We start from the raw sequence: 23,817 nt of genomic DNA, 5'->3' as shown, positions 1-23,817 counted from the left end.
CAACTACACCCCTCATGTCACCAACCCCGCCCCTCGTAACGCATCTGCTAGTTGCCCACCAAATACTTGGCCAAGCCGCTTCGCTTCGTCTTCGTCCCTCATATTGAAATTCGCTCCCTCAAACATCCCTTGCATGACCACCTGTATAATAGCCGCTGGGGAAGCCATAGTAGATGCTCCCGCGGACAATCCTCCGTTGCTTACTGAAGGTGACTGAATACTCGGCATTGCCGCTGCCGCCATGGCTGCCGCCTGCCGCTCGATATTAGCCATAGTCCCAGCCAGTCCATCCACCAGTCCAGAGCCGGCCATTTCACCGATCCACGCCAGTTCGCGCGATGGCGAATGAATGTCCAGTGCTTTTTGCATCGTCTTAGTGACCGAATTGGCGATTTCCTTTGCCTTGGCGGACACGGCTCCCTGCATACTGGTCATGCCGTCTATCAGCCCCTGCATGGCCTGCTTGCCTATCGTTGGAAGGTCCGCCTTCATGGCGTTAAATTCCTTATTAGTGCTGCCACGTATCGCTTTAACCTTTGCCTCGAAATCGATACGTAATGCATCCAATTCCGCAACGGCTTCGGTATGCAGTTGCGCGATTTGTGTATTCGTATCCTGTCGAAGCCCGGTCAGCTCCATAACCGCCGCCGTTCGTGCTTCGGAAGATTTTGTTTTCCACAGTGATGTATACTCTGCAAGTTCAGCATCCGTCAGCGTATTGAGTGCCGCCAACTCTGGAGCCGCCTGCGGACCCATCTCCCGTAGCTCCTGAAGCAACCCCTGGTCGATACCTCTAGCGGACAGCAGTTGCAGATTGGTTGCCCATTTATCCAGGTATTCGACTTGCCCGCGAAGGTTGTCCATCAGATCCTTACCACTAGTTTCAGAAGCAATAGTCACCTGATCAAATAGCCCAGCGAAGTCATTGATAGACTTAGCACGCTGTTCAACTGCTGCCGCATATTCGTCATTCAGGCGTTTTTCTTCTGCTGCAACGTTGGCATTTATCTCCTTCGTTTTGGCCAAGAATTCCTCACTGGCCGCTGTCAGCTGATTATAGATTTCTAGACGCACCTTGCCCGCAGCTTCATCTGCTGCCTTGCGCTCGTCTGTGCCTTCCTTATACCTCGCCTGTACCCTTTCCCAAGCAGCCAGTTCTTCAGCAAGAGAAAGTTGATTCGCCTCAGAAGACTTCTCGATCCATTCCTTTGAAGCTTCAAAACTGGCTTTTGCCAATTCCTGCTGAACACGATAAACTTCTTTATCAGCCGCGATCCGCTGTGTGCTGCCTGCCTTATACTTGGCCTGCACCTGCTGCCACAAAGCTAGCTCCTGATTGAGAGTAAGCTTTCCAGTAGCTGCCCGATTATCGATATAGTTTTTGGAAGCGTCAAATGCCTCTTTTGCCGCCTTAATTGCCTCCGACGCAGCAGTTTTGTTCATTTTGCTGATCTCTTCAGTGACTTTCCTATGCTGATCTGCTGTTTTTGCGTACTGCTTATTGACCTTTTGAAGAGCAGTAATATATTGTGATGTGTCTAGTTGCCCAACCTTATATTTATTTTGCACTTGGGCAAAGGCTTCCTGAAATGCTGAATTGGTCTTCTGCGCCGTTTTCTTAGCTGCTGCCTCCGCTTCCTTGCTGCCGCTATCAATTCCGACAGCCAAGCCCTTGGCAACGTAATAACCGTATTCTGTAGTCAATTTCGACGGGGAGTGAATACCAAAGAAATCGCGTATACTCTCCCCAACCTTGGAGGCTACATTTTTCGCGGATTGCTCAAGCTCTGCCGCCTTGCTCGCGATCCCGTTTTTCAGTCCGTTCATGATATCTGCACCGATTTGAGTCAGGTCAATGTCCTTGAAGAACTGAATCATTTCATTCCATTGCCTTTCTACATCTTCTTTAATATCCGTTCCAATCTTGGTCAGCATCTTCCAAAATGCATCCCATATCCGCTTGCCATCAGCCTTAATTTCTTCCCACTTTTTAGCGGTATTGGACTTGAAGATATCCCATTTAGAGAGAATTTCTCCCGTCTCCCAATCTACCTGGTCAACATGCTCTCCAGCCTGCTTCTTCGCCACTTCTATGACGTTCTCATACATGGCATTTGCTTCGTTCAGTGTCTTGTCGTGCTGTCGCTTAGCTTCAGCGATCAGTTTATCTGCCTGTTCAGCAGAAATTGTCCCAGCTTCATCGCGCTGCTGAATGATCGTCTTTATTACTTCGTTGTACTGCTCATCAGCGGCGGCAATGCTTTCGTCACGCTGCTTGACGGTGTTTTGGACAACTTCAGCTGCTTGTCGAGCGCTCAAGTCTCCGGCGTTCTGGCGCATGCGCTCCATAATAGCCTTCTGTTCTAACTCATTCTCAGATAAATGCTTAATCCCAGTTGAAACCATCTGTTGCTGTAAACGGTCAATCTCACTTCGTTCCCATTCCGTAATCCCGCGTTTTTCTTGTGCAGCTCGGTCCATGATTTCAGCTATTTTCCGCTGTGCCTCTTCAACATAACCTTGTTGAGCGGTTTGATTTGCCTTCATCTTTTCTATTGCCGCAGCCTCTTCTTGATCAGTGAGAGCCTTTGATCCCGCAAAAAACTCAGTCATTGTCTGTAATTGCGCAGCATGATCCTCTTTCATAGCTGCGGTGACTTGATCCCCCATTTGTGAAAAGGTCTCTTTGATATCTGTGGCCATACCATTACTAATCGTTTGACCTGACCATCGCAATTGATCCAACGCAACGGTAGCTTTGTCATTGAGATCCATAAACCCGCCGACCGCTTTCTGTGTACTAGCAGATACTTCGGAACCGAAACGCTGAATCTCTGGTATCGAATCTTGCTTAAAGTGCTTGTATAGCCCTATCCCGACCATTGTCAGCCCCGCTATTGCAGCTACTGCTATACCTATAGGGCCTGTCGCAACGGCCATCAACGCAGCACCTAAGCCGCCAGCACCGCCAACGGCAACACTGATTGTACCGACAGCAGATACGACACTACCAATCGTACTGATCAGCATACCTATCCCCACGATTACCGGACCGGCTGCCGCTGCGATCGCACCGATAGCAATCCCGGCTTTAAGAGCAGCCGGAGATAAATTGCTGATGAAGTTAGAAGCTTCTTGAACCTTGGATGCAATCACCGGCAGATAATCTTCAGCAATCCCCACCAGTACTTCTCCAATCGGCACAAGCGCCGCCTGAGCTTCACGCCACACCTTGTTTGCCCGACTGCCCAGGTTATCCTGCAACGCCTCTCCTGCCTTGCGTGTGGCTCCCTCAAAGTCGCCCAAATCGGTGTTCGCGGTCGCAAAGAAGTCACGGAACTGTGGCCCAAGGTCTTCCAGTGGCGTACCCATGAGCGCCACTGCGGTCTGTGCCTGCTTCGCTGGGTCTTTCACGGTAGCGATGGCTGACACTACAGCCCCAAAGGCTCGCTGTGCGCCATCTCCGCCATCATTGATGTCATTCTCAACCTTATTGAAGTCCAGCCCCAGCGCCTTCAAGGCATCACGTGAGGAAGTGCTGCCGTCACCAATCCGCAGGAAGCTCTCTTTTGCGCTATCCCCGATCTTGTCTAGGTTGAAGGCGCCCTTCTCAGCTCCTGCAATGAGCAGTGCCGTGAATTCCTGAGCGCTGTAACCAAGCCCTTTAAATTGCGGCGAATATTCACGCAGAGTATCCAGCAGTTCACCTGAGAAGTCGCCGCCCCGCTGGAAGCCGACCGTGATTAGATCCATTGCTTCATCGCCATCGATGCCAAAGTTTTTCATCAGCACTGAGGCGGTTCGTGTCGTTTCATTTACTTCAGCATCAAAGGCATCACGGAGAATCAGAGCGCTGTTGGTTAATTCCTTCAGTTCAATCTTATTGAGTCCCTGAATGTTCTTGCTGGTTGTGATCAGCGCCTCATTGACTTCACTCAGACTTTCTCCGTATCCATCCTTCCAGATCGCTTGCGCTGAGGCAGCCAGCGCTTTTGATTCTGTTTTCGTAACACCCAGAGCCGCTTGAATGCGGTTTGATGCTTTGTCTACGTCGATTGCTACTTTAGCAGCCGCAACCCCGATGCCGACAAGTGGAGCAGTGACTCCAACTGTGAGTCCTTTACCTACACTCTGCATCTTGTCGCCGACGCCTTTCATTTTCTCGCCGACTTCCTGCAACGCGCGGCCATTGACCTTCCATTTATTCGTTTGGTCCTCGATCTGGTCACTCGTGTTTTGCAGGTCCGTCCGCATCCGGCCAAGTGCGGCGCGGGCGTTGTTAAGTTGTATCTGCAGACGTTGGGTTGCTGCTGCATCTTCTCCATTGGCTGCCGCTGACTGTGCGTGAGCTTGTGTCAGCGCGTTGATCTTCGCTTCCTGTATGCCAATCTGATCCGTAAGGGATGAGGCCTTCAGCCTTAACTGATCGGTTGAATTTGCCATTCCTCCTGCTTCCGCAGATGCTGCTCGTAATGAACTCTGTGCTAGCTGCATCTGTCGGTTTAGATTTTGCATACCTGCTTTAAATGTCGTATCTTCCATACCGATCCGAACTACTAAATCCCCTACATTCTCAGCCAATCCCTCACCCCCTACATAACCTGATCAATAAATCCTTCCTGAACTCCAGTGGATGACTTTCCTTTACGTTTAAGTAATCGAAAATATAAAACAATATCCATTTCATCGATTTGTTTAAGCGTCATTCCTTCTTCCATTCGGGTTAGATAAAAACGCTCGATGAACTCCAGAGGGTCTATACCCCCGCTCTGACGTTTGGGTCCTTTTCTGCCCCTATGGCTTCGTTGGATTCAGAGATGACAGCTTCCATCAAATATTGAAACGTGGGAATAAGTTCGTGACAGGATAATCCTGCGTACACATCATCTCGCTCGAATTGTTTTTCAAACGTATCGACGATAAAATCAGCAGCCGCATCCAAAGTATTGGCATCCATATCAGACAAGTTCATCGTCTTGTTTATTTCAATAGTGCGCCGCAACATAAAGGCGGATATTTGTTTCACAGTAAATGTTTTTTCTTTTCCATCCTTGCGTAATGTAATATTCAAAATAATCACCCTCTCGAATTTCTAAAAAGAAAAGAGCACCCCTTATGGAGTGCTCCGCAGTTAGATTGTTTAAACTGTTGTGAACTTCGTGATAATTGGTGCTACCAAAGCATTACCGGATTGATCCCGTACACCCACGCCAGCCAACGCCAGATATAGCGTAGCAGCCGAAAGACTAGCAGTAGGGGTGAATGTAACTACCTTCTTCGCGGCGTCCAGAGAGAGCGTGCCGGCTACTACACCGCTACCGTCAGCCTTCTGTACAACGAAGTTCGCTGAATTGACGGTATTTTCAGCCAAGGCCTTATTGAACGTCCACTTCTGTGTTGCCGTTACGGCTACCGCAGTCGCATTGTTAGCCGGTACGACTGTAGCTGTAGGCGGCGTGCTGTCCGTGCTGATTATCGGTACTTCGTCGAACCAGCTGTCAGCTCCAACAAATCCAGCTTCATCTTCGTCACCAGTAAATCTCCAACGCCCATCAGAATCGCGAATCACAAAATTACCATTGATTTCCGGCGTTTGAAATGTTGGGGTATCTCCCTTAGTTTCATAGGATTCCTCTGGCAAGGAAAATTTACCTTTTAACAGCCAAACAAAACGATACTTACCGTTGGATTTAAGAGACCGGAAACCGATGGCCACATCAGGGGCAATATCATCAGTTGAGTCAATCAGAACACCATTAATCAATTGCTTACCCAATAAATCAGCCTGAACAGCCAGGCTCAATACATCTACACCCAATGTGACTTCAATGCCGCCAATAGACGATGCGCTATCTGACGGACCATCATCAGCAAATAGAGTTTCAGTGTTGATAGTAGGTGTAACGGTGCCGGAGATTGCCTTTGCAATTCTCTTCGGTGTTTCGTATGTGGTGCCGGATGCTGTATCCTCAATTACCTTTGAATAGAACAAATCTTTAAAACCAATGCGTACACCAGCCATGGTTAATCCTCCTCATATCTGCGGACCGTCCGGTACCGCAGGGCTTTGTGATATATTTTTGTATCTTCTTCGAACAGGTCAGCGCCGGAATAACGAGCGAAGCCAGCTCCCTTCATGGCAGCATCAACTTCCGTTCCTAGCGCTGCGGTAGCCGCTTTATGCCAAACGTCAACTTGGAAGTGAATTTCACTTGCATCCGCAACATCTTCGACATATCGATTGTCGTTATTGATCATTTCAAAAAAGGTGATTCTAGGAAACTGTTCGGCGTAATCTTCAGGCACATCATGCCGCCAGATGTAGTCACCACCAAGCAGATCAATCAGCTCAGCTCTGCCACACAAAGCAGATACGACCTCAGGGATCAGATCAATCATCGCATTTCCCTCCGAACAGCCTCTGCCATAGCTAAAACCATTTGAGGAGCGCCCTCTACTGCGGCGGGACCCATAAACGGACGCGCAGCCATCTTCGAAGTTCCAAACTCTTGGAACTTCCCGTAGAAAAATTTGTTATTGTCACCGCGCTGCGGACCGACCAGGATATACTTAGCACCGGCATCAGTTCGCACATTGGTGACCACGATGTTATCCGCCAAATGTTCTTTTTGTGAGGAACTGCGTGGAGCACGGAGGGCAGCAGCGTCCTTTATAACCAAAGCCCCCGCTCGGAGCGCCTTGTTCTCGGCCTTCCCTTTTTTCTCAGCAAGCCCTTCCAGCATCCGACGGATCTCATCCATTCCTTCTAACTGTAGGCTAACCACCAGATCCACCTCCATTAAATCGGCTGGTGCAGACAAGCTCCGTCTCCTTGCCATTCTTATCAAACGTCCGAATGATGGAATAGGTCGATCCGTTATATTCAAGCTTGATTTCCCCTGCATATTCAATTGTCCAGACGACAAACACCAACTCCGGGTTAAGCTTTGCGGCAGCAGCTTGGTAGAATTCTGATTGCCTTACAGACTGCTTCTCACCCAATATGCGCCGCCGTATTATCGTGATAATCGGATCTCCGTTGGCATCCTTTCCGGTCGTCCCGCTCTTTAGCAAATACAACTCACTGTCCATCCTCATGATCTCACCGCCAATTGGTAAGCAAGCGTAAAAAAAGCCGGGGAAAATTTAACCTCCCCCGACTTCACTTCCCACAGATCACTGACACCCATGACAATAACACCAACCGCTAGTGGATCTTGTAGCGATTCCTCTGACACACCTGCACCGCGTAAATATGACTTGACTGCCAAAAGCTTCTGTTTCAGCGGCTTATCTATCGCCTCGTTAACATCACTGGAGTAACCAAGACCGATCTTGCATTCAATCAGAAGATCCGCATCCGTCATTACTCATCCCCACCTTCCCCTTGTTTCGGTTCTGTTGGAGAATCCGGTTCCAATACTGGTTCAGCCGCTGGATCAACTGTGGTCTGTTCTGTCACTTCTACGTCAACGGACAACGGCACCAGTATAATTTTAATACCACTATGCTCCTGCTCCTGCTTGAGCTTGATAGAAAGCTGCTCGTGCTCGACTTCGGATAATTCGCGCGTGGCCTTCCAAAGTAATACAGTTTCACCTGTAAGCGTAGAAACTTCAACACCGTCAATCTTTGTAGCTTGTAGCTTTTTAGCCATCTATTTCACCACCTTTAGGGGGCCATGCGGCCCCGTTTATTAGGATGCTGCACCCTTCTTGACAATGACAACGCCATTTGGATCAATCAGTTTGCCATCTGCGATCAGAATCGCCTTGTCCACATACTCATTCGTGTCATGGTCAAAGTAACGGAACATATTCATTTGCATATTGCTGTTCCATCCGTAGTTGCTAAGGTTGCAATATACGGCAACTACATCTCCTGTGGCTGCAGAAGCATATGGTACAATCACATCGTCCTCGACCTGGATCACTTCTTTCCCCGCAAATCGTTCCTGCGGTCCATCTGCAATGCCGTAATTCACTCGGCCAATCGGTTGTCCGTTATCATCGACCATTCCGTTGATATAACCCTCAAACGTACCAGAGGCCATCATAAAAGCAGCTCCAGCCTTATACGCCAGTGGCATCTTTGCAAGAACAAGCTTCGCCCAGCTCTCCCATTCTGCAAACTGAGTCGGTGTCATTGTTACGATTTGTGCAGCTGGAACACGGTCATCGACGGTGATTCCTTTTGGTTGTCCAGTTCCAGTACCTTTGATAACTGACAAATCAATTGCTTTGACCATAGCCTCTACAATCAGATCCGTGATTACCGTTTCAAATCCAGCAAGTGTTACAGTGTCAGCCAGGAGCGAAATGGCTACCTTGCATTCCAGACCGAAATATGTGAACGTCAATTTCGTATTGGCCTGCACCTTCTGTTTATCTGATACAGGAGTTTCACCGATCCAAGTAGCTACTGGTTTCAGGGCAAGAATAGGAACCTCCACACCACCCTTGATATTGAGCTTCCGAACACGGCTGAAGACTTGCCCGTAAACGGTGACCTTCTTGATAATCTCATTCAAGATGGTTGTTGGGATAACCGCAGATACATCTGCCGTGGTTGTTGTCGCATTAGCCCGAAGCTCCGGTTTGATCTCACCCGTTTTGGCATAGATCATAAAAGCATTCCGGTATTCAACGGTTCCGTAAGGATCAACCGGTTCCTCTGAACGTTGCTGCGATTGAGAACCGATTCCAAACGACTTCAAAAACTGAGCCATTGCAGCATTTCCGGCAGGTGGTTGCGCACCCCGTTGTTCTGGCTCTGGCGGAGTATCACCACCAGCAATCGGATCATCAGGCATGGATTCCAGTTGCTGTCGAATTTCAGCAATTTCAACATCAATGGCTTCTACTTGTGAACCAATCGAACGCACTTCTACAATATCGTTGCTCTTCAACCCCTTGTCTTTGAGCGCGGAGCGAGCCTCTTCTTTCTTTTTCAAAAGCTTTTTCAGGAATTCTTTCATTTACGATAACCTCCAGTTAATTAGATGAATTTCAATTTCTCTTTTGCCAAATCCAAATCGCTCAATGAACTATCCAGTCCAGACCTCGCACTATCCAGTGCGGTGCGAGCGCTCTCCAGTGCCTGCTGGTCACGAGCATTTATATCAGTCCCGTCATAAGCCGGGAAGGATACCGCAGAGATTTCAATCACTCGGCCAATGTCTTTAATGCGGCGGGTGGGAAGTTCTGTATCAAGACCTTCCCAGGTTTCGTCCCGTACAGTAAAAATAAAGGACATTCCAGAAATGTCCCCTCGCCCAACTGCGCTGTATAAAGCTTTAGCCTCCATGTTGTTCTCAACATCTAGCTCAGCCCTCGTATTCAGCCCCTGCTCGTCCACTTGAAGTTGAAGTGTGGAATTTGCATTGTTATTCCGACTTCGAGCCAAGGGAATACGCTTCAGATCATGATTGACGCTCATGATCACATCCTTAAAATCAGTTTTGTCGAATGCTCCGCGCTCAATGATTTCCTTGAACCAGCCTCCGATAATGGTTGCTTGATCAAACACGGCTGCATGTCCTTCCATGATATTCCCTGCCGGATCTGCCCGAAGATCATTCATAACAAACGCCCGGCGCTCCGGCTCATGCATGGCCGGTAGCTTATTCTTCTGCATCTTCTTTCACCGCCTTTCCAGATTTCGCATTTGCTCCGTTGAGCTGATAAATATTAATGATGGAACGGTCCACGTAATTCAAAGATTGCGTGATCCGGTTCCCATCAGGCAAAGGTGGATATCCCAACAGTGCCAGCTTCTGATTATCACTCAGCAGCCCCTGCTCCCCGGCCGTCTTGATCAGGCTCAGTTTGGCTGCTGTACTGAGGTACATCATGTCGCGTTGAAAAAAAACGATCTCATTCCCCATATCCAGCTCGCGGGGCGTGAAGATCGTCTTGGTAAAGGCTTGGCTAAGCCCGATTAATATGGGTTCCAGCGTGCTCTCATAGAATGCTTGATACTGCTCATCATTGTAATCCCGAGCGAGCATCGGTAGCGAGACACCAAACCATTCCTGTACACCCGTCTTCAAAAAGTCGAGTGTATCCTTGTCCACCATTTTGGGATCAATGGAGATTGGCGTAAACTCGCCCTTCAAGTCAACCGGCAGAACGCCGGAGTCACCGGAGGACATCAGCTTCTCGAAGCGTTCCCGCTCCTTACGCTGAGATTCATCATCCATCATGGTTGCAATCTTCAGTACCCCACGAATGGACATGCTCGTCTTGATCCCCTTTTCGATTCCTTGGAGAACGGTGTCGTTGATCCTCAGCATCTTTAGCAGAGCTTCGTTATCCGGCTGCCCATTCGCTCCGCCACCCATGATCTCATTTACCGAATATCGTTTGCGGATATGGATCAAATCAGAATACGGTACGGTAAACTGATCCCCTGATGCAAAATACATCTTGACGTATAGTCGGCCTGTCGGGTCCTGTAAATAATCAACCTGATAGGGATTTAACGGATACAGCGCAGTATAGCTGCGAATCTCTGATCCGTCTTCCCGGAGTTGCACGTTGTATACCGGATAAATGAATACGTTGAAGTTCATATAAAGCAGCCAGATTATTTTCTCCAAGAAGTCCCGTGTGGTCATAAGCTCATTTGGGCCAAATTTAAAGAGTCGGTTCAAGTTTCCCCTTGGCGTGGTCTGCATGCCGCTTCCGTCTGTTCGAATATGCCGGGGTTGCAGCTTGCTGATCTCCGTAGCGATAATATCAATGCAGTTCTGCACAATATCTGATGCATAAATGTTATTTCCGAATTGGCTGAATACCGGCATGTATCCGCCCAGCATCTTCGCACGGACAAATTCTTTCGTTTTGTTAAGCAAGCCCTTAAAATTGTTTATCAATGCCACTTTTTCACCCCGCTCTCTTCACAAGATCAAGGAATTCGGTTCGGTTATCGATGTACACCTTGTATACAAAGATCAAAGTCACGGTACCGTCGATCTTCTTCTCATCCTTGCCCTGAACCTTAACGGGCCGAATCTCCATCTTGCTGTTAATCTCAAACGCTGTATTCTCCAGGCACCAGCGGTCCATGGGATGCTGATTGTAATTAATCAGCTTGCTTTGCAGATCCGCTTTGACCAACTTCATCGGTTCCGACAAGCTGCCATACTCTTGGCTGATCCTCACCATATCAAAGCCGTACTCTTCCATTTCCTTCACCCAGTACGTGGCCGACCATTTATCATAGCCCACCTTGTAGAACCGGATGTTATAGTCCTTGAACAAACGAACAAACCAGGCCGTGACATGGCGGAAATCATTTTCATTTCCATCGGATATCGTAACCAGGTCGAGCGCTGTCCATTTCTCAAACTTCTCACGATCATCCTTGGAGAGTGTCGGAATCTTGGATGCCGGTACGAAATACTGTTGACACGTGAACTTCTTCCCGTCTTTCATCATCAGAGCCCGAGCGCAAGCCAAGTCACCGGACTTGGAAAGATCGACACCTCCGATAGCAAACGCCCCACGGAACTGCTCAATGTCGAACACATCCTCACTGGCTATGTCCTGATCCATAAGCCAGGCTGCGGCATTATTCTGCTTGATGTTGAAATCCTTAGAAAGTACAAAGGCACGCATTTCCTGATTGGTCTTGGACTCGTCAACCATGCGCCGCAGGAAGCTCCATTTCTTTATGCTACCCAGTCCGGGATTGCTCTTTGTCCAGGTCTTCTCATCCCGCCAGATCTCTTGCTCATTGTCCTGGGTATACATCCATACCAGCCAGCGCCGACGATCCAGTTCCCGGTTTAGCACCTGCCTTGCCTCCCGCATGCGCCCGTCCAAATATCCCTCATTGGTGAAGCCTTCCGTGGTCAGCTCAATATAAAGAGGCTCATCCTGAGTGGATAGAGCCTGACGGATTGGCATAGTGCTTGTATTGTCCTTCATCTCGTGGACCTCATCGACGGCACCAACCCCGATGTTCCGGCCTTCCTTCGCGCCAGTCTTGGCAGATATTTTCCGAATAGAACCTTTGTTGCGATATGAGAACTTCCCAGTGTGAGTCGGCTTCTTCGGATTTCCAAAGTAAATGCCCTTGATATTCTTCCGGGTCTTCCGCTCCAGCGACTTGCTCTCTTCCCGCATGGAATTAATAGCTTGAAACATAAGGTCAGCTTGCTCATAGTCATTGCTGGAACAAAGTGCCTTTAGTCCCTCTGGACCACAGAAGAACTCTGCCAGAATGAGAGCAGATACAAGTGGTGTCTTACCATTTTTACGTCCGACCAAATACAGAATGTCCTGGTACAGCCGGACCCAACGGCCAATTTCATCATCAAAGATTTTAAAACTGTAAATGGCCTCTATGAAAGCCTTCTGAAACAGCTCTAGTAGGAAGGGCTTGCCAGAGAATGGCGCTTCATAGTGCTTACATTTGGTTTCAATGAGTTTAATTCTCTTTTGGGCATCCGCTGTATCAAACTGGATGTTAGGATCACGCAGATTCTCTTCAAGGATGTCAAACATCTGCTTCAGTTCCTGCCCAACAATAATCTCCCCGGCCTTACATTTCGCAATATACTCATGTAGAAAGGAAGCATATGGAGCACTCATTCGAATTCATCCATATCATCTTCAGGATCAAGGGCGTTCTTCGACAGCACCCCGTTCAACGTCTTCACCACAACAGCATAAGCATTCACATTCTTAAGGTACTGCCGCGCTGCCTCCACCGGCTTCTGAAGATCAGGGTTGCTCGGGTGAATCTTAACCATGCCCGTAGCTTTCAGCGCCTCCTTCAGAACAGAGTTTTCAGCCTTCAAGAAAGCGGCGTCCTCCATGAGTCCTTCCACAAGCTGAGCCTTGGCCGGATCAACATCGGTGAAGATGGCCTGCAACTTCGCCAATTCTTGACTGTAGACCTCCGATTTTTCCATAGAATTCAACACCTCGATCCGATTTCAAAATTTTCGGTGTGTAACAAAAAAGGGTGCCCTCCTCGGTTCCCTCGGAAAAAAATATTTTATTTTTCTGGGGGGGTTTGGGAAAAAAATAAAAAAATAATTTTAAAAAAAATTAATTTTGGAATTGTTCAAACCATTTTTCAATATAACCACGCCATTCATCCTTCCGATAGCGAAGCGACTCTTCACTTTCCAATCGCGATAGACATTCCTCACGACTCACTGAGCAAAAGATCAGTTCAGCGCCAGTCTCTTCAGCCAATCGTTCTCGCTTAAACTTCTCGGCATACCCACCGATGATCCAAGCCGTACCCCATTTGCCAAGCCTGGTCTTAATGTTGTCCAGCAGAAGGTTCTGCACCCCTACCACATTGGAATATAATGCATCCGGCTTATCATAATCCGGCAGGCCAGACAGCGCAGTGTATAGCAGATCCATATTGACGATTAGATCGCCACGACTCATCTGCTGCCGCACCAGATCCATCATCCCAGCCAATGGCGGACCATAGACTAAGTAGACCTCTTTGGTATACTGATATCCGAATCGCTTATGCTCCCTGTTATGACAGTCATAGCAGATTAGCTCAACCATTTCGGGGTTAAGACTGATTGTATGGTCATGCACATTCTCAGGTGTGAGCTCAATCTTATGGTGACCGATGATATCAATGGACCTTGCAATGATCCCGCCGCAATGCTGGCAACGGTTCCCTCGTTCAAGGATCAAGCCAAGCCGGAAGACTCGCCAGTTCTCCGATGTGTAGAACGTCTGGAGTATTGCATGCCTTGCCATCACCACGCCTCCGATCTGAGTTTATTTACTTCAAGCTGCATGCGATCGATCTTCAAGCGCAGTTCTTCATTGGTTAGTTCGTTACGATCAAACTGGTCAAGCAGTGCGATACACCGCATCTTCCTGCCCTGAACCGCCGTAAGCGCGTTATGTATCTGAAGAATACGTTCCAGCTGATGCGGCTCTTTGGTCTTCTCTTCAACGATCTGCTTAGTCACAACCTTGACAGGCGTAAACTGCGGAACACCATCTACAAACCTTATCTTCTCAGCCCCGCCATCCTCCGCTGGTTCTTCAAAGAACTGATATTTGCGTTCAATGCTCAGCCTATCCTTACCCTCTTCAATATCCTTCATGTTCTTCATCATGAGGAACTCCCGGTATTCGAGCAGCGCGATCTCATTAAGTAGGATCTCGCGTGGGTCCGTTTCCATCTTCATCAACTGCAGCTTATGCTCTACCGCAATCTGACTCATCCACATGGACTCATAGTTTCCGTTCTTCCAGGCGTTTGAATTACCTGGTGGAGCAGCACCGCCCTTATTGCCCACGGAATTCACATTGCCAGGCTGACCGCCTCGTTTCCGGCTTGGCCTCGCCTCCCATGCATCCTCATACTTCCACTTACGAATGAGTGAAGCTGATACTCCTAACCGCTTAGCAATATCGACAAGTGGCAATACCCTGCCGCTTTTTTCCCACAATTTAAACGCTTTGTCCCGGTTCTCACTTCGCCCCCTACTCACTCATCTCACCACCTCCGAACGGCATTCGTGTTTGAACAGTACACTTTTAACAGTTATTTACAATCGTTACTTTAACTAAGTAAAGTCTGCTGCTGCTAAACCCCTCAAAAACAGGCTTTGAGTGAACCATAAAGGGATTCTGGTGCAGTAGAGTACCCTGCTCATTTTCCTGTTCCTTCATATAATGCGCTGATCCTTAATATTACGAGTGCGACACAGCCCAAATTGTGGTGCGCTAGAATCAACGCATAAGCATGGTTGCGCGGTCTAAAAGGTCCTGTGTCAGGCCAATATACCGTAATGTAACCCGCATATCGCTATGTCCGAACGCATCAATTAGTAACGCTAGATTTCGCTCGTCTTGATGATATAGCCTGTATCCCCACGTTTTTCGCAGCGTGTGGTTACCAAACTCTTCTAAACCAAAATGTTTAGCTGCATCGTTAAGAAAACGGTAGGCAGTTGAGCGATCTATCGGCTGCTGTTTGAGCTGACTTATTGTTTTTCTTTGCCTACTCGCGAACAAATATTCATCGTCTGCCTTCCCTGCAATAAATGAATCCAAATCGGCGCGAATGCTCGGATGAATAATAAATCGCTTGTTGTTCTTATTCTTTTTTTCCACCTTGTTCACATAACTGCTCTTAGCCTCTTTAACACGAAGCGTGAGCAAATCTGAAACCCGAAGTCCAGAATAGATGCCTATACAAAAGAAAAGATAATTCCGCATACTCCGCTCTCGGAAATAATACTTCATCCCTTCGATGATTCGTTCATCTCGAATGGGCTGTACTTGTTTCATATCTTCACCCCACGTATGGAGTCATTTATTGGCCAGATATCTGGCTGTTTTCTTGTGTTTCACTCTCAACAACCACAGTCACAAAATCACCTAAAGGAGACGATAGTATCTCTCTGATCTTCTCTAGCTTCTCTTCGAATGAAGAAAAATCTGCGTCAACCTTAACCTTCAAACTGCCGATTGTCGATTCAAGTTCAATTGTTTCCTCGGCGATTTCACCAACCATCACACCGCTGGCCATACCAAACAAGATTACTCTTTCCTCTTCCGTCAATTCTTGAAGATTATCCACTTCAACAATACGCTCTGATTCGTAATCCCCATTTCTACTCGTTGCCTGAAATCTAATCATTCACCTTCACCCTTTCATATTGGTTAATGGACAACAAAAAAGCCGCCCACCAATGAGCGACCACAAGATTATGACTATTCGGCTGGTTTGTGTTGTCCAGCGCTTCATTTCCCACAATAACAATTTATCACATAATCCGAAGCCCCGACCCACAATAAACGGTCGAATTCCGGTCACATTCCGGTCAATCTCCGGTCGAATTCCGGCTCATTATAAACTTCAAGCCGCAGGGCAAATGCCAGCAAAAACAGCGCCCGATCCCGCAGCTCACGATATCTCTTCTCTCCAATGCACATATCAGCAGCCACATTATAATCGTAAACCTCATCAGGAGTCATATAGCGCTGATTAACAATTTCACGTTCTATCCTATTAAGCTTGCTCATCGCCTTATCCAGCAAATCGGACTTTCTTTGAAGCTCGTCTTCTTTCGAGACATTCCACAGTGCAATGTCCTCTGCACTGCGACTAATGGTGTTGGTGCGTTGATGATACTGCGGTGATGCATTATGAGTTATAGTAGCTTCCCGGCGAACAAAGCCAAAACGCCGGAAGACCTGAACAGTCTCCAAAAATTCCTCGACACGTTGGCGAGTTTGGTCACTGTCCAGATCTGCGTATGGAAATGTTAATTGTTGAGTTTTTTTTATCTTTGCCATCGTTATTCACTCACCCTTTTGTTATAATAGAGGTGAGATGTTGTTATTGACCCCCGGAACCGGCCAAGGATTAGGGGGTCTTTGCATGTTCATTATGCATATTTCGATCCGCGCGGCATTTTCCCGTCTTTGTCGAGTACGATATCGCTGAGTATGATTGCTGATGTTGCTGGAATGTACTGACCTTTGAATTCACCGAATGTTATGCTGTACCCGTTCTTTTCACGTTGCGCCCGGAACGACACGCCGGATACAATGCTTCCAACTGGTGAATTAATATTTTTGACTGTTTTGATGATCATTTCTATGCCTCCTTTTGCCGATTTTCTGTTATCCTCGCTTCTTTAGGTATTGATACCCAAGCAAATCCTCTCTTATCGCCGCCTGAATCTTCCAGTAGATAAGAATATCCTTTAGGAACAAAATCGCTTATATGAATTTTCAACTCTCCAAAAGCTGTCTGAATGAGGTGATGCTGAGCCAGTTCGGAACGTGGACATACGTATAACTGCATGCGCTCGATCCTGCGACCTCTGCGGATTACCTGGTTAAGAGCGACATTTATCATTTGTACTGCCTGTGGATGAATTGGGGATAATACACTCATATAGTGCAAACCTCCTTTACAGTTTCTTCGTACTATTCAGTAGTGTCATAGATTTAATAGCGGTTGAATAACTTCTGTCCGTCGTTTGGCTATCTCCACATACTGCGGTCCCATTTCGATAATTGTACATTCACGGCCATTTTCTAGTGCTACCTTTAATGTTGTTCCGGATCCTCCGAACGGGTCCAATACATGACCGCCTACCGGAGCTCCGGCTAATATACACGGTTCTATAAGTTTTTCGGGGAATATAGCAAAGTGAGCTTCTGAGAACTGAGCTGTTGGCACCGTCCAAACTGATCTCTTATTCCTCATTTGTGGCAATTCAAAAGGCTTAACTTCTTCTCTCAATCCCTGATTAAGTGGGTTATCTATAACTCCTTTTGATCCTCGGACCGTGAAGACCGCCTTCATATTCCCGTTTGTTTTTGCCCCGCCATTCGCTCTCACTGATCCGTTTTGTCGCTCGAGATCCTGAGATATTCTATTGATCGACGATTCTGCTAAGGGCTCCATGATTGCGTCCTTATCGTAGTAATATTTCTCGGACTTTGAGAAAAAGAAAAAGTATTCATGTGCCTTCGTTGGTCTGTCCTGTACGCTCTCTGGCATTGGATTTGGCTTACTCCAAATATTGTCCATTCTGAGATACCAACCATCTGCTTGAAGCGCAAAAGCGACGCGCCATGGTATGCCAGTCAGGTCCTTATTCTTTAATCCCGATGGATTCTTTGGGACCTTCGTTAAATCACTACCAGGATCAGGTACCGACACTTCTTTCTGAGCATCTTTATTTTTCCATGCACCTTTACCACTACCGCCATAACTATCACCGAAGTTCATCCACAGCGTTCCGTCAGACCTTAATATCCGCCACACTTCCCGAAAAACCAGAACCATATGAGCAACAAACATTTCAGGCGTCGGCTCAAGTCCAAGGCACCCCGTCCAAGCCGGTACTGTGAAAGGTGGTAATCCAGTCATCGGGATGTATTTCACTTCTGGCCATTCGCTTTTTTGAAGTCCGTAATCTCGTAAACCCCAATATGGTGGCGAGGTAACACATGTTTGAAATGATTCCGCCGCTAACGTAGGCATGATTTTCATGTTATCCCCTTGCAGTATCATATAGGCTGATCCTCCTTTCTTGCTGAGCTATATACGTCCACTCTACCTTTGGGAGAGGAGGGATACTCCTACTCCCTTAATGATCTGTATCTTCGTACTGTGCATCATCTAACGGGCAGTATAAATAAACTTAATACCAATAATGAACGAGAAAACAAGTCATCTCCTTATTGCGCTGGACATACATATTATTAAGTGTACTTTCTGTGTAGGGGGGCTCGGTTTGAGACTACTGATTCTCGTGGTGGGTATAGTCTTACTTGTTCTACTTTGGACAAACCCTGATAGCTCGGATTTTGAAAAGTGGGTCTATAAGAAAGAAGTGACCTATTTCCAAAGAAGTACTCCTTTAGAACCTGTTGGTTTTCGAAGTAAAAATTATTTGTTTTTCTCAGTACATGAACTATCGATTGTAAGGCAACAGACGGACCTTATGACCGAGTACTCCTACTACGGGGGTGTAGGTATATTCGGAATGATATTCCCAACTTCAACACCTGGAGTTGATGGCAAGCAGTCCCCTTTAAGTCGGTCCTTGAGCTATCGGGAAACGTCAGTTCAATAAACCAACAGTAGTCTAAGACCTTATTCTTTGTTTAAGAAAGCAGTTGGTTTGTATATTGGAGCCCTAAAAACGGGCTCTTTTAGAATTCGCTAGTGAGCAGTATGCGTCTATCGCTCATTAACTAAATGTTGCTTCTGGTTCGGCTTCCGGTTCCACTTCATCGCTTTCTCCATCAGAATCAAGGATAAGCTTTGTTCCGTTTTGCTGTAGTTTCATCAAAAACATTTCGAATTTGTCCAAGTGTCTTAAGGATTTTATGTCGTGAATAGAATTCCGTTCGATTGTCCATACACCTTTGTCATATTTAGGCCATGTGTGAATTCGAATTTCGTAATTCATTTTTTCGTCATGCTCACATTCAAATACCAAAACGGCATGCTTCATACTGCTCCAAGAACGCTCTTCGTTGTATTCAACTTCAAAACGTACATCCACATATTCGTAAGATGGCGGTCCGTCTTCGTAACAAACTTCAAGTTCGTCTGTTTCAACGTTTTCCGCCACATGCAACATCCAGCGCTCGAATAGTTCAGTCACTTTGATAGTTTTTAATTCCTCTGGAATCATTAAATCCTTGAAATTTTCTAATAGCTTTTTATTTTCCAATGCCGAACTTTGCAGCACATCTACCAGGACGGAATCCAATTTCACAATGTACTTTGAATAGTCATAGGTTTCAAGAAATGGGATCATTACGGACTTGACCTTGTCTTCAATGACTTTTGTAACGTCTCCATACGATCTGAACAGACTATCCAAAGCATTTGCTACGCCTTTTTCGAGTTGCTGTTCAATGAGTTTCTCAACCGTTCCATCTTCTAACTTTTTAGTAATAACGTCCTTAATGCTGTTTTCCAATGACATATAATTCGCTCCTTTTAATTAGATATTTGTTTGCCCATGATTTCGCGCGGATGAAGTTTATCCTTGATCTCTGCATAAGCATCAGTGCGGTCATATAAAGCATAATAACGATGTTGATTGTCCCCTGTGCCTGACCCGGCATTTGCTGCATATAGGAATGCTGATGGTTGCTCTCCATGCTCCATGATCGGCACACCCAATTCCTTACAACGCGACTTACTAAGCAGCACCGCGAAGGGATAGGTCTTACCATTCCATTGACCAGTGCGTGGGATGAAGTACGGAAGCCCACTTTCCAGAACCTCTTGACGATTAAAACGACCTTGTGCGTTAGGCATTTGAATATTCCTTCCCTTGTAGTAGTAGATAATGTCTGACACGCTGTTAAACAGGTAAATCAATCTCCTTCCACAAACCAATTATGCGAACCTGCGGATATCCCTTGTCTTACCGGACATTCGATTAACAATGACAAATTCTTTCGGTGAGTCCTTTGATACTAACCAGTTCTCAGGGATCAGTCCGGCTGACTTGATATCTTGCATTTGGCGGCGTGTTGGTCTTTTTCCATTTTTCATAAAATTCTCCTTATGCCCATTGGCGATTATCTGTAATTTGTGGGGGCGGCGGTGGCGACTGATCGGCATGCGCCCTTTCATAATTCACGAATTTATTGAAGTTTTTTAGGAATATCAGTTCAACCCTTCCGATAGGACCGTTACGTTGTTTAGCAATGATGATTTCGATGATGTTTTTCTTCTCAGTTTCAACATTGTAGTACTCATCCCGATAAAGGAAAGCTACAATATCAGCATCCTGTTCAATTGAACCCGACTCTCGAAGGTCACTCATCATAGGTCTCTTGTCCTGGCGCTCTTCCACTTTACGACTGAGTTGGGATAAAGCGATCACCGGCACATCTAATTCACGGGCAATCTGCTTCAGGACTCGAGATATTTCGGATACCTCTTGCTGTCTGTTCTCGCCACGCTTACCGCTGCTACCTTGGATGAGTTGCAGATAGTCAATTATGATCATTCCAAGCCCATGTTCTCTCTTCAAACGACGACACTTGGCTCTAATATCATGTACTGTGACTACTGGATCGTCAGCAATAAAAATGTTCTTGTCTGCAAGAGAAGAAATACCAATGGTCAACTTGCCCCAATCATCGTCACTGGTGATATCACCCATTCTCAGGTCATTAGCGTCGAGATTAACCTCAGCGCACACCATACGTTGCATAAGCTGTTGCTCTGACATCTCCAAGCTAAATACAGCAATAGGTTCATCATTTCGAGTTGCTGCATTCTGTGCAATATTTAAGGCGAATGCTGTCTTGCCAACAGAAGGTCGAGCCGCAACTATAATTAAATCCTGTTTCTGAAATCCCCCAGTAAGCTTGTCCAGATCAGTAAATCCAGTTTCCTTGCCGCTAGTAGTCCCGTTCAGTCGATTACTCACACGCTTTTCAATGGTGTCGATATACTCAAGACCAATTTCCTTTGTGCTTTTGAAATCCTTTTTCGGTGCTGTCTGATCGGACAACGCCGCCGACTTGGTTAAGGCATTTGCTACCACGGTTCCAGCATCGTCACTGTCATACACAAGTTCGATCTGCTTATAAGCATCCTGAATAGCTTGGCGTAAGGTGAATTTATCCTTGAGTACACCGATAAAAAACTCAATGTCTGCCGCAGTTGGGGATGAGGAAGCGATTCGGGAAAGGTAATATGTACCGCCTACCTTATCCAGGCTTTTTTTATGATTCAACGTGGATACAAGAGATCTGATATCCACCTGCTCACCATCGTTGTGCAAATCTCGCATAGCAGAAAAAATTGTCCGATTCACAGGGTTATAAAAAATCTCAGGATCTACAGATATTGCCGTATCCATTGCGTTACCTGTCTCGTCAATCAGAACCGCACCAATAACGGCTATCTCTGCATTCTCATCGTGCGGAAGTTCCCTTATTGATCCTTGCATATAGTTCCTCCTTCCATCCTGGGGGTACTGGCTTAGCGGCAGCTCGGGATCTGTCTCTTTCGGCAAAATACTCTGATGTCTGATCCTTAAGAAGTCCCTTATCTCGTAAATCCCCTGCCCCACCACGAATCTGCGCAATCTTCGGAGGCCATGGATTAGTTAGCATGTGTTGACGAACATTCTCACAAGCAACGTCAAAAGGGAAATCCTTCAGGCTCTTATGCAGCCTTATTTCTTCATCTTCGCTTGTGTCAATCTGACTGTGCTCCTCAGCAATTATGCACAGCAGCTCAATAACTTGCGCTCTCTCCAAGTTTCCTAGCCTCCTCTGCTCTACGCCGCAGGTCAGCAAGCTTGTCTACCCTGCCGCCCTGCTTTTTTGGTGTATTGCCACCGGATTTCGGCGCTCTGTTGGTTGTCGATTGCTGGGAAGCGTCAAACGCAGCATCCAAGGCAACTGCAGCAGATAGCGTAATCGCCCCGGCGTGAAAGTAATCATCCAAAATCGTGGTAATAAGATTGAACCGATACCCCTTGGAAGCTAATCCAGCTCTTTCGATAGCTCTTATTACGACAGCTTCTTCCAGACCGTCCTGGTCGATGTACACACCCAGTTTATTTGCTTGGATGGGGTTACACTCGAACCCGAACACTCTTTTGTGAGCCATGTAATAGGATTCATATTCCGGCTGATCAGCAGATGAAGAAGAAGAAGAAGAATTAAGGTCTTTAAAAGATCTTAATAATGCTGAACCTTTTACCTCACCTTTTACCGCATACTTTACCGCACCCTTTACCTCACCTTTTACCGCATTATTTGATGTAAAGAAGATTAACCGATACTTTCCGGCTTGTTGCTTTCCTTGATTCTTATATTCAATCCGACCTTTTTGGATCAGCGTGTTCCTGTGCTTGGTCAGTGAGTTTTCCGAAATGCCCACCTTCGCCTGAAGCAGGGGATTGGTTACGGCAAACCACTCTGGATATCCACTCTTATTTGCAATCACCATGAGGTGCACGAGCAAAGTTTGTGCGGATGGCTCCAATGGGTTTGTTTCGAGCCAATCTGTGAAGGCGGTCATTTCGTCCGCAAAATCCATAATCTCACCTCTGCTATCTCATCATCGTTTGCCCTTTTTAGCTGGAGGGCGTTTTAAAATCTCCGTAATGTCTGTTCGCAGGATAAAGGCTAATTCGCCGCCTTCCTGCCGGAGTTTCGCCCAAGGTCGAGCAATACCCCATATATCCGTTATTTCACCTGATAGCCCGGAGTTTGTCCGAACGGTGTCGCCCTTGAGAACGAGTAGCATAAGCCCGCCTCCTTATCTCGCTAAGCGAAGTTGCAGAGCTTCTCGCAGGATTGCTGTACTCTTGTCATCTAAACGATCAGCCTGTGAAAGATCTATTTTGTTGATGCCATTGAACAAATGAAGAGCACATGTGAGCATAAATCTCTCGGAAGGACTCCAACCTTTTGATGCTTTAATCAATTCATCCACGTGGACAGTAAGTTCTTCAAAATCAACAAATTCCGGTTTCGACAATAATTGCTTAAGCTTGTTATGATTCATAAAGATATGAAGCAGCCCCCGCCAGTAACGATCCTGAAGTAAATGATCAGGTATCATAATGCCATTCCCCTTTCAAATTAGATTGTGATGCGTCAGCCGCATCTCGCAACGCCAAACCGGAGGAAGGTTATTTCTAAGGTTCGACGCTGCGAGACAGAGGCGGAAGCCTGCCTGTCCTAGTAATGCCATAGCGTCCACTCTGTTCTCTTGCTAAAATGGTAGTTGTTCAGACTGACCAATTGACGAGGAGAGATACTATGGAAAGCAAAAATCCTGGGAAAATAATTAAGCGTTGTCCAACGTGCCATTACGCGACATACGATGAAGAGAAAAAATATTGTATTCGCTGTGAAGAAAAAACTGAATTAGGTGTCAATTGTCCGTCTTGTCAAAAAACAATCATTTTGGAAGAAGAACAAATTAGATGCGGATCGTGCGGTGAGGATCTACGTGATCCCATGTACAAAATCCTTGATTTCAAAGGTGTCTAGCTTTGTCTTTTGCTCGCAAAACTTGCAATAATGATGATCTGGTGAAAATACTCGTTCGTGATTTGGACAGTATTTTTCACCGTTATTAATTTCACGCATGCTCCCACCACAAACTCCGCAAGTTTTATGACTTAGTGTAGAATTCATCCTTCCGCAATTACTGCAACATTTATGATCTGAAGTAAATTCGGACATCTTTGAACACTCCTCTCAAGTTATTGCGGATATCCGCGACCCCTTGCGGGGTTTCGGCCTGTATCCATCAGGCCTCATCAGGCGGAAGACAGGGGCCGAAGCC

The 23,817-nt window shown here is 46.6% G+C and carries 32 protein-coding genes; 2 read left to right on the top strand and 30 right to left on the bottom strand.

The genetic code is table 11. The annotated features are described in order from the left end of the window. Positions 1 to 12 precede the first annotated feature (12 nt). From ACDZ28_RS10800 to ACDZ28_RS10695, 22 genes are all read right to left on the bottom strand, one after another. Complete coding sequence (locus ACDZ28_RS10800) at positions 13 to 4,581, bottom strand: phage tail tape measure protein (protein WP_375104647.1); 4,569 nt, start codon at positions 4,579 to 4,581, stop codon at positions 13 to 15. Between the two features lie 175 nt (positions 4,582 to 4,756). After that, complete coding sequence (gene gpG / locus ACDZ28_RS10795) at positions 4,757 to 5,071, bottom strand: phage tail assembly chaperone G (protein ID WP_375104646.1); 315 nt, start codon at positions 5,069 to 5,071, stop codon at positions 4,757 to 4,759. Positions 5,072 to 5,140: 69 nt separating this feature from the next. Next, positions 5,141 to 6,022, bottom strand: a complete 882-nt coding sequence (locus tag ACDZ28_RS10790; RefSeq protein WP_375104645.1) for a major tail protein — start codon at positions 6,020 to 6,022, stop codon at positions 5,141 to 5,143. A gap of 2 nt (positions 6,023 to 6,024) precedes the next feature. Continuing rightward, a complete protein-coding gene (locus ACDZ28_RS10785; RefSeq protein WP_375104644.1) occupies positions 6,025 to 6,399 on the bottom strand; it encodes a DUF3168 domain-containing protein in 375 nt (124 codons plus the stop codon). Continuing rightward, a complete protein-coding gene (locus tag ACDZ28_RS10780; protein WP_375104643.1) occupies positions 6,396 to 6,821 on the bottom strand; it encodes an HK97-gp10 family putative phage morphogenesis protein in 426 nt (141 codons plus the stop codon). The genes ACDZ28_RS10785 and ACDZ28_RS10780 overlap by 4 nt, the downstream gene beginning before the upstream one ends. Further along, on the bottom strand, positions 6,778 to 7,098 hold the full coding sequence (locus ACDZ28_RS10775) for a phage head closure protein (protein WP_375104642.1): 321 nt from the start codon (positions 7,096 to 7,098) through the stop codon (positions 6,778 to 6,780). Before ACDZ28_RS10775 ends, ACDZ28_RS10780 begins: the two co-directional genes overlap by 44 nt. After that, on the bottom strand, positions 7,095 to 7,367 hold the full coding sequence (locus ACDZ28_RS10770; RefSeq protein ID WP_375104641.1) for a hypothetical protein: 273 nt from the start codon (positions 7,365 to 7,367) through the stop codon (positions 7,095 to 7,097). Before ACDZ28_RS10770 ends, ACDZ28_RS10775 begins: the two co-directional genes overlap by 4 nt. Beyond that, entirely contained in the window at positions 7,367 to 7,657 is a 291-nt protein-coding gene (locus ACDZ28_RS10765; protein ID WP_375104640.1) for a hypothetical protein, read from the bottom strand. The genes ACDZ28_RS10770 and ACDZ28_RS10765 overlap by 1 nt, the downstream gene beginning before the upstream one ends. A 39-nt stretch (positions 7,658 to 7,696) precedes the next feature. Next, a complete protein-coding gene (locus tag ACDZ28_RS10760; RefSeq protein WP_375104639.1) occupies positions 7,697 to 8,977 on the bottom strand; it encodes a phage major capsid protein in 1,281 nt (426 codons plus the stop codon). Positions 8,978 to 8,997: 20 nt separating this feature from the next. Beyond that, positions 8,998 to 9,636, bottom strand: coding sequence for an HK97 family phage prohead protease (locus tag ACDZ28_RS10755; RefSeq protein WP_375104638.1), 639 nt, complete (start codon positions 9,634 to 9,636; stop codon positions 8,998 to 9,000). Continuing rightward, complete coding sequence (locus tag ACDZ28_RS10750; protein ID WP_375104637.1) at positions 9,623 to 10,882, bottom strand: phage portal protein; 1,260 nt, start codon at positions 10,880 to 10,882, stop codon at positions 9,623 to 9,625. Before ACDZ28_RS10750 ends, ACDZ28_RS10755 begins: the two co-directional genes overlap by 14 nt. A 4-nt stretch (positions 10,883 to 10,886) precedes the next feature. After that, positions 10,887 to 12,599, bottom strand: coding sequence for a terminase large subunit (locus ACDZ28_RS10745; protein WP_375104636.1), 1,713 nt, complete (start codon positions 12,597 to 12,599; stop codon positions 10,887 to 10,889). Then, positions 12,596 to 12,922, bottom strand: a complete 327-nt coding sequence (locus ACDZ28_RS10740; protein WP_375104635.1) for a hypothetical protein — start codon at positions 12,920 to 12,922, stop codon at positions 12,596 to 12,598. Before ACDZ28_RS10740 ends, ACDZ28_RS10745 begins: the two co-directional genes overlap by 4 nt. Positions 12,923 to 13,061: 139 nt before the next feature. Next, positions 13,062 to 13,745 carry an HNH endonuclease signature motif containing protein gene (locus tag ACDZ28_RS10735; RefSeq protein WP_375104634.1) on the bottom strand — a complete coding sequence of 228 codons (684 nt, stop codon included), beginning with the start codon at positions 13,743 to 13,745 and terminating at the stop codon, positions 13,062 to 13,064. After that, positions 13,745 to 14,491, bottom strand: coding sequence for a phage terminase small subunit (gene terS, locus ACDZ28_RS10730; protein WP_375104633.1), 747 nt, complete (start codon positions 14,489 to 14,491; stop codon positions 13,745 to 13,747). Before terS ends, ACDZ28_RS10735 begins: the two co-directional genes overlap by 1 nt. 241 nt (positions 14,492 to 14,732) lie before the next feature. Then, complete coding sequence (locus ACDZ28_RS10725; protein ID WP_375104632.1) at positions 14,733 to 15,293, bottom strand: tyrosine-type recombinase/integrase; 561 nt, start codon at positions 15,291 to 15,293, stop codon at positions 14,733 to 14,735. Between the two features lie 25 nt (positions 15,294 to 15,318). Beyond that, the gene (locus ACDZ28_RS10720) at positions 15,319 to 15,645 is read right to left on the bottom strand and encodes a hypothetical protein (RefSeq protein WP_375104631.1); all 327 of its coding nucleotides are present in this window, start codon (positions 15,643 to 15,645) and stop codon (positions 15,319 to 15,321) included. After that, positions 15,638 to 15,760, bottom strand: coding sequence for a hypothetical protein (locus tag ACDZ28_RS10715; RefSeq protein ID WP_375104630.1), 123 nt, complete (start codon positions 15,758 to 15,760; stop codon positions 15,638 to 15,640). The genes ACDZ28_RS10720 and ACDZ28_RS10715 overlap by 8 nt, the downstream gene beginning before the upstream one ends. A 58-nt stretch (positions 15,761 to 15,818) precedes the next feature. Next, on the bottom strand, positions 15,819 to 16,304 hold the full coding sequence (locus ACDZ28_RS10710; protein WP_375104629.1) for an ArpU family phage packaging/lysis transcriptional regulator: 486 nt from the start codon (positions 16,302 to 16,304) through the stop codon (positions 15,819 to 15,821). 92 nt (positions 16,305 to 16,396) lie between these two features. Continuing rightward, positions 16,397 to 16,606, bottom strand: coding sequence for a hypothetical protein (locus ACDZ28_RS10705; RefSeq protein WP_375104628.1), 210 nt, complete (start codon positions 16,604 to 16,606; stop codon positions 16,397 to 16,399). Positions 16,607 to 16,608: 2 nt separating this feature from the next. Then, positions 16,609 to 16,911: a hypothetical protein gene (locus ACDZ28_RS10700; RefSeq protein ID WP_375104627.1), complete on the bottom strand. Its 303-nt coding sequence runs from the start codon at positions 16,909 to 16,911 to the stop codon at positions 16,609 to 16,611. A gap of 45 nt (positions 16,912 to 16,956) precedes the next feature. Further along, the gene (locus ACDZ28_RS10695) at positions 16,957 to 18,039 is read right to left on the bottom strand and encodes a DNA-methyltransferase (RefSeq protein WP_375104626.1); all 1,083 of its coding nucleotides are present in this window, start codon (positions 18,037 to 18,039) and stop codon (positions 16,957 to 16,959) included. Positions 18,040 to 18,262: 223 nt separating this feature from the next. Here ACDZ28_RS10695 and ACDZ28_RS10690 point away from each other — a divergent pair, with 223 nt between their 5' ends. Then, on the top strand, positions 18,263 to 18,604 hold the full coding sequence (locus ACDZ28_RS10690; protein WP_280788593.1) for a hypothetical protein: 342 nt from the start codon (positions 18,263 to 18,265) through the stop codon (positions 18,602 to 18,604). 117 nt (positions 18,605 to 18,721) lie between these two features. Here the strand turns inward: ACDZ28_RS10690 and ACDZ28_RS10685 are convergent, their stop codons facing one another. The 8 genes from ACDZ28_RS10685 to ACDZ28_RS10650 all read right to left on the bottom strand — a co-directional run bounded on the left by ACDZ28_RS10685 (position 18,722) and on the right by ACDZ28_RS10650 (position 23,085). After that, a complete protein-coding gene (locus tag ACDZ28_RS10685) occupies positions 18,722 to 19,468 on the bottom strand; it encodes a hypothetical protein (RefSeq protein WP_375104625.1) in 747 nt (248 codons plus the stop codon). Positions 19,469 to 19,482: 14 nt separating this feature from the next. Beyond that, a complete protein-coding gene (locus tag ACDZ28_RS10680) occupies positions 19,483 to 19,806 on the bottom strand; it encodes a hypothetical protein (RefSeq protein ID WP_375104624.1) in 324 nt (107 codons plus the stop codon). 81 nt (positions 19,807 to 19,887) lie between these two features. After that, the gene (locus tag ACDZ28_RS10675) at positions 19,888 to 20,046 is read right to left on the bottom strand and encodes a hypothetical protein (protein ID WP_375104623.1); all 159 of its coding nucleotides are present in this window, start codon (positions 20,044 to 20,046) and stop codon (positions 19,888 to 19,890) included. 10 nt (positions 20,047 to 20,056) lie between these two features. Continuing rightward, positions 20,057 to 21,457 carry a replicative DNA helicase gene (dnaB, locus tag ACDZ28_RS10670; protein ID WP_375104622.1) on the bottom strand — a complete coding sequence of 467 codons (1,401 nt, stop codon included), beginning with the start codon at positions 21,455 to 21,457 and terminating at the stop codon, positions 20,057 to 20,059. Next, complete coding sequence (locus ACDZ28_RS10665) at positions 21,423 to 21,770, bottom strand: hypothetical protein (RefSeq protein ID WP_375104621.1); 348 nt, start codon at positions 21,768 to 21,770, stop codon at positions 21,423 to 21,425. The genes dnaB and ACDZ28_RS10665 overlap by 35 nt, the downstream gene beginning before the upstream one ends. Then, the gene (locus ACDZ28_RS10660) at positions 21,748 to 22,557 is read right to left on the bottom strand and encodes a DnaD domain protein (RefSeq protein WP_375104620.1); all 810 of its coding nucleotides are present in this window, start codon (positions 22,555 to 22,557) and stop codon (positions 21,748 to 21,750) included. The genes ACDZ28_RS10665 and ACDZ28_RS10660 overlap by 23 nt, the downstream gene beginning before the upstream one ends. 21 nt (positions 22,558 to 22,578) lie before the next feature. Beyond that, the gene (locus tag ACDZ28_RS10655; protein ID WP_375104619.1) at positions 22,579 to 22,767 is read right to left on the bottom strand and encodes a hypothetical protein; all 189 of its coding nucleotides are present in this window, start codon (positions 22,765 to 22,767) and stop codon (positions 22,579 to 22,581) included. A 12-nt stretch (positions 22,768 to 22,779) separates the two neighbouring features. Next, positions 22,780 to 23,085, bottom strand: a complete 306-nt coding sequence (locus ACDZ28_RS10650; protein WP_036679401.1) for a hypothetical protein — start codon at positions 23,083 to 23,085, stop codon at positions 22,780 to 22,782. A 158-nt stretch (positions 23,086 to 23,243) separates the two neighbouring features. Here ACDZ28_RS10650 and ACDZ28_RS10645 point away from each other — a divergent pair, with 158 nt between their 5' ends. Then, positions 23,244 to 23,519 (top strand): hypothetical protein, encoded by a 276-nt coding sequence (locus tag ACDZ28_RS10645; protein ID WP_375104618.1) that lies wholly within the window; start codon positions 23,244 to 23,246, stop codon positions 23,517 to 23,519. The last annotated feature ends 298 nt before the right edge of the window (positions 23,520 to 23,817 follow it).

Source organism: Paenibacillus sp. RS8 (genome assembly GCF_041956825.1).
In the GTDB taxonomy this organism is placed as follows: Bacteria; Bacillota; Bacilli; order Paenibacillales; family Paenibacillaceae; genus Paenibacillus_AQ.
This window is presented reverse-complemented; position numbering and strand designations above follow the sequence as displayed.

Coding starts and splice junctions, on each gene's coding strand:
- ACDZ28_RS10790 (WP_375104645.1), bottom strand. CDS start 6,022: ATGGCTGGTGTACGCATTGGTTTTAAAGATTTGTTCTATTCAAAGGTA.
- ACDZ28_RS10785 (WP_375104644.1), bottom strand. CDS start 6,399: ATGATTGATCTGATCCCTGAGGTCGTATCTGCTTTGTGTGGCAGAGCT.
- ACDZ28_RS10775 (WP_375104642.1), bottom strand. CDS start 7,098: ATGAGGATGGACAGTGAGTTGTATTTGCTAAAGAGCGGGACGACCGGA.
- ACDZ28_RS10770 (WP_375104641.1), bottom strand. CDS start 7,367: ATGACGGATGCGGATCTTCTGATTGAATGCAAGATCGGTCTTGGTTAC.
- ACDZ28_RS10765 (WP_375104640.1), bottom strand. CDS start 7,657: ATGGCTAAAAAGCTACAAGCTACAAAGATTGACGGTGTTGAAGTTTCT.
- ACDZ28_RS10760 (WP_375104639.1), bottom strand. CDS start 8,977: ATGAAAGAATTCCTGAAAAAGCTTTTGAAAAAGAAAGAAGAGGCTCGC.
- ACDZ28_RS10755 (WP_375104638.1), bottom strand. CDS start 9,636: ATGCAGAAGAATAAGCTACCGGCCATGCATGAGCCGGAGCGCCGGGCG.
- ACDZ28_RS10745 (WP_375104636.1), bottom strand. CDS start 12,599: ATGAGTGCTCCATATGCTTCCTTTCTACATGAGTATATTGCGAAATGT.
- ACDZ28_RS10740 (WP_375104635.1), bottom strand. CDS start 12,922: ATGGAAAAATCGGAGGTCTACAGTCAAGAATTGGCGAAGTTGCAGGCC.
- ACDZ28_RS10735 (WP_375104634.1), bottom strand. CDS start 13,745: ATGGCAAGGCATGCAATACTCCAGACGTTCTACACATCGGAGAACTGG.
- ACDZ28_RS10725 (WP_375104632.1), bottom strand. CDS start 15,293: ATGAAACAAGTACAGCCCATTCGAGATGAACGAATCATCGAAGGGATG.
- ACDZ28_RS10720 (WP_375104631.1), bottom strand. CDS start 15,645: ATGATTAGATTTCAGGCAACGAGTAGAAATGGGGATTACGAATCAGAG.
- ACDZ28_RS10710 (WP_375104629.1), bottom strand. CDS start 16,304: ATGGCAAAGATAAAAAAAACTCAACAATTAACATTTCCATACGCAGAT.
- ACDZ28_RS10705 (WP_375104628.1), bottom strand. CDS start 16,606: ATGATCATCAAAACAGTCAAAAATATTAATTCACCAGTTGGAAGCATT.
- ACDZ28_RS10700 (WP_375104627.1), bottom strand. CDS start 16,911: ATGAGTGTATTATCCCCAATTCATCCACAGGCAGTACAAATGATAAAT.
- ACDZ28_RS10695 (WP_375104626.1), bottom strand. CDS start 18,039: ATGATACTGCAAGGGGATAACATGAAAATCATGCCTACGTTAGCGGCG.
- ACDZ28_RS10685 (WP_375104625.1), bottom strand. CDS start 19,468: ATGTCATTGGAAAACAGCATTAAGGACGTTATTACTAAAAAGTTAGAA.
- ACDZ28_RS10680 (WP_375104624.1), bottom strand. CDS start 19,806: ATGCCTAACGCACAAGGTCGTTTTAATCGTCAAGAGGTTCTGGAAAGT.
- ACDZ28_RS10675 (WP_375104623.1), bottom strand. CDS start 20,046: ATGAAAAATGGAAAAAGACCAACACGCCGCCAAATGCAAGATATCAAG.
- dnaB (WP_375104622.1), bottom strand. CDS start 21,457: ATGCAAGGATCAATAAGGGAACTTCCGCACGATGAGAATGCAGAGATA.
- ACDZ28_RS10660 (WP_375104620.1), bottom strand. CDS start 22,557: ATGGATTTTGCGGACGAAATGACCGCCTTCACAGATTGGCTCGAAACA.
- ACDZ28_RS10655 (WP_375104619.1), bottom strand. CDS start 22,767: ATGCTACTCGTTCTCAAGGGCGACACCGTTCGGACAAACTCCGGGCTA.
- ACDZ28_RS10650 (WP_036679401.1), bottom strand. CDS start 23,085: ATGATACCTGATCATTTACTTCAGGATCGTTACTGGCGGGGGCTGCTT.
- ACDZ28_RS10645 (WP_375104618.1), top strand. CDS start 23,244: ATGGTAGTTGTTCAGACTGACCAATTGACGAGGAGAGATACTATGGAA.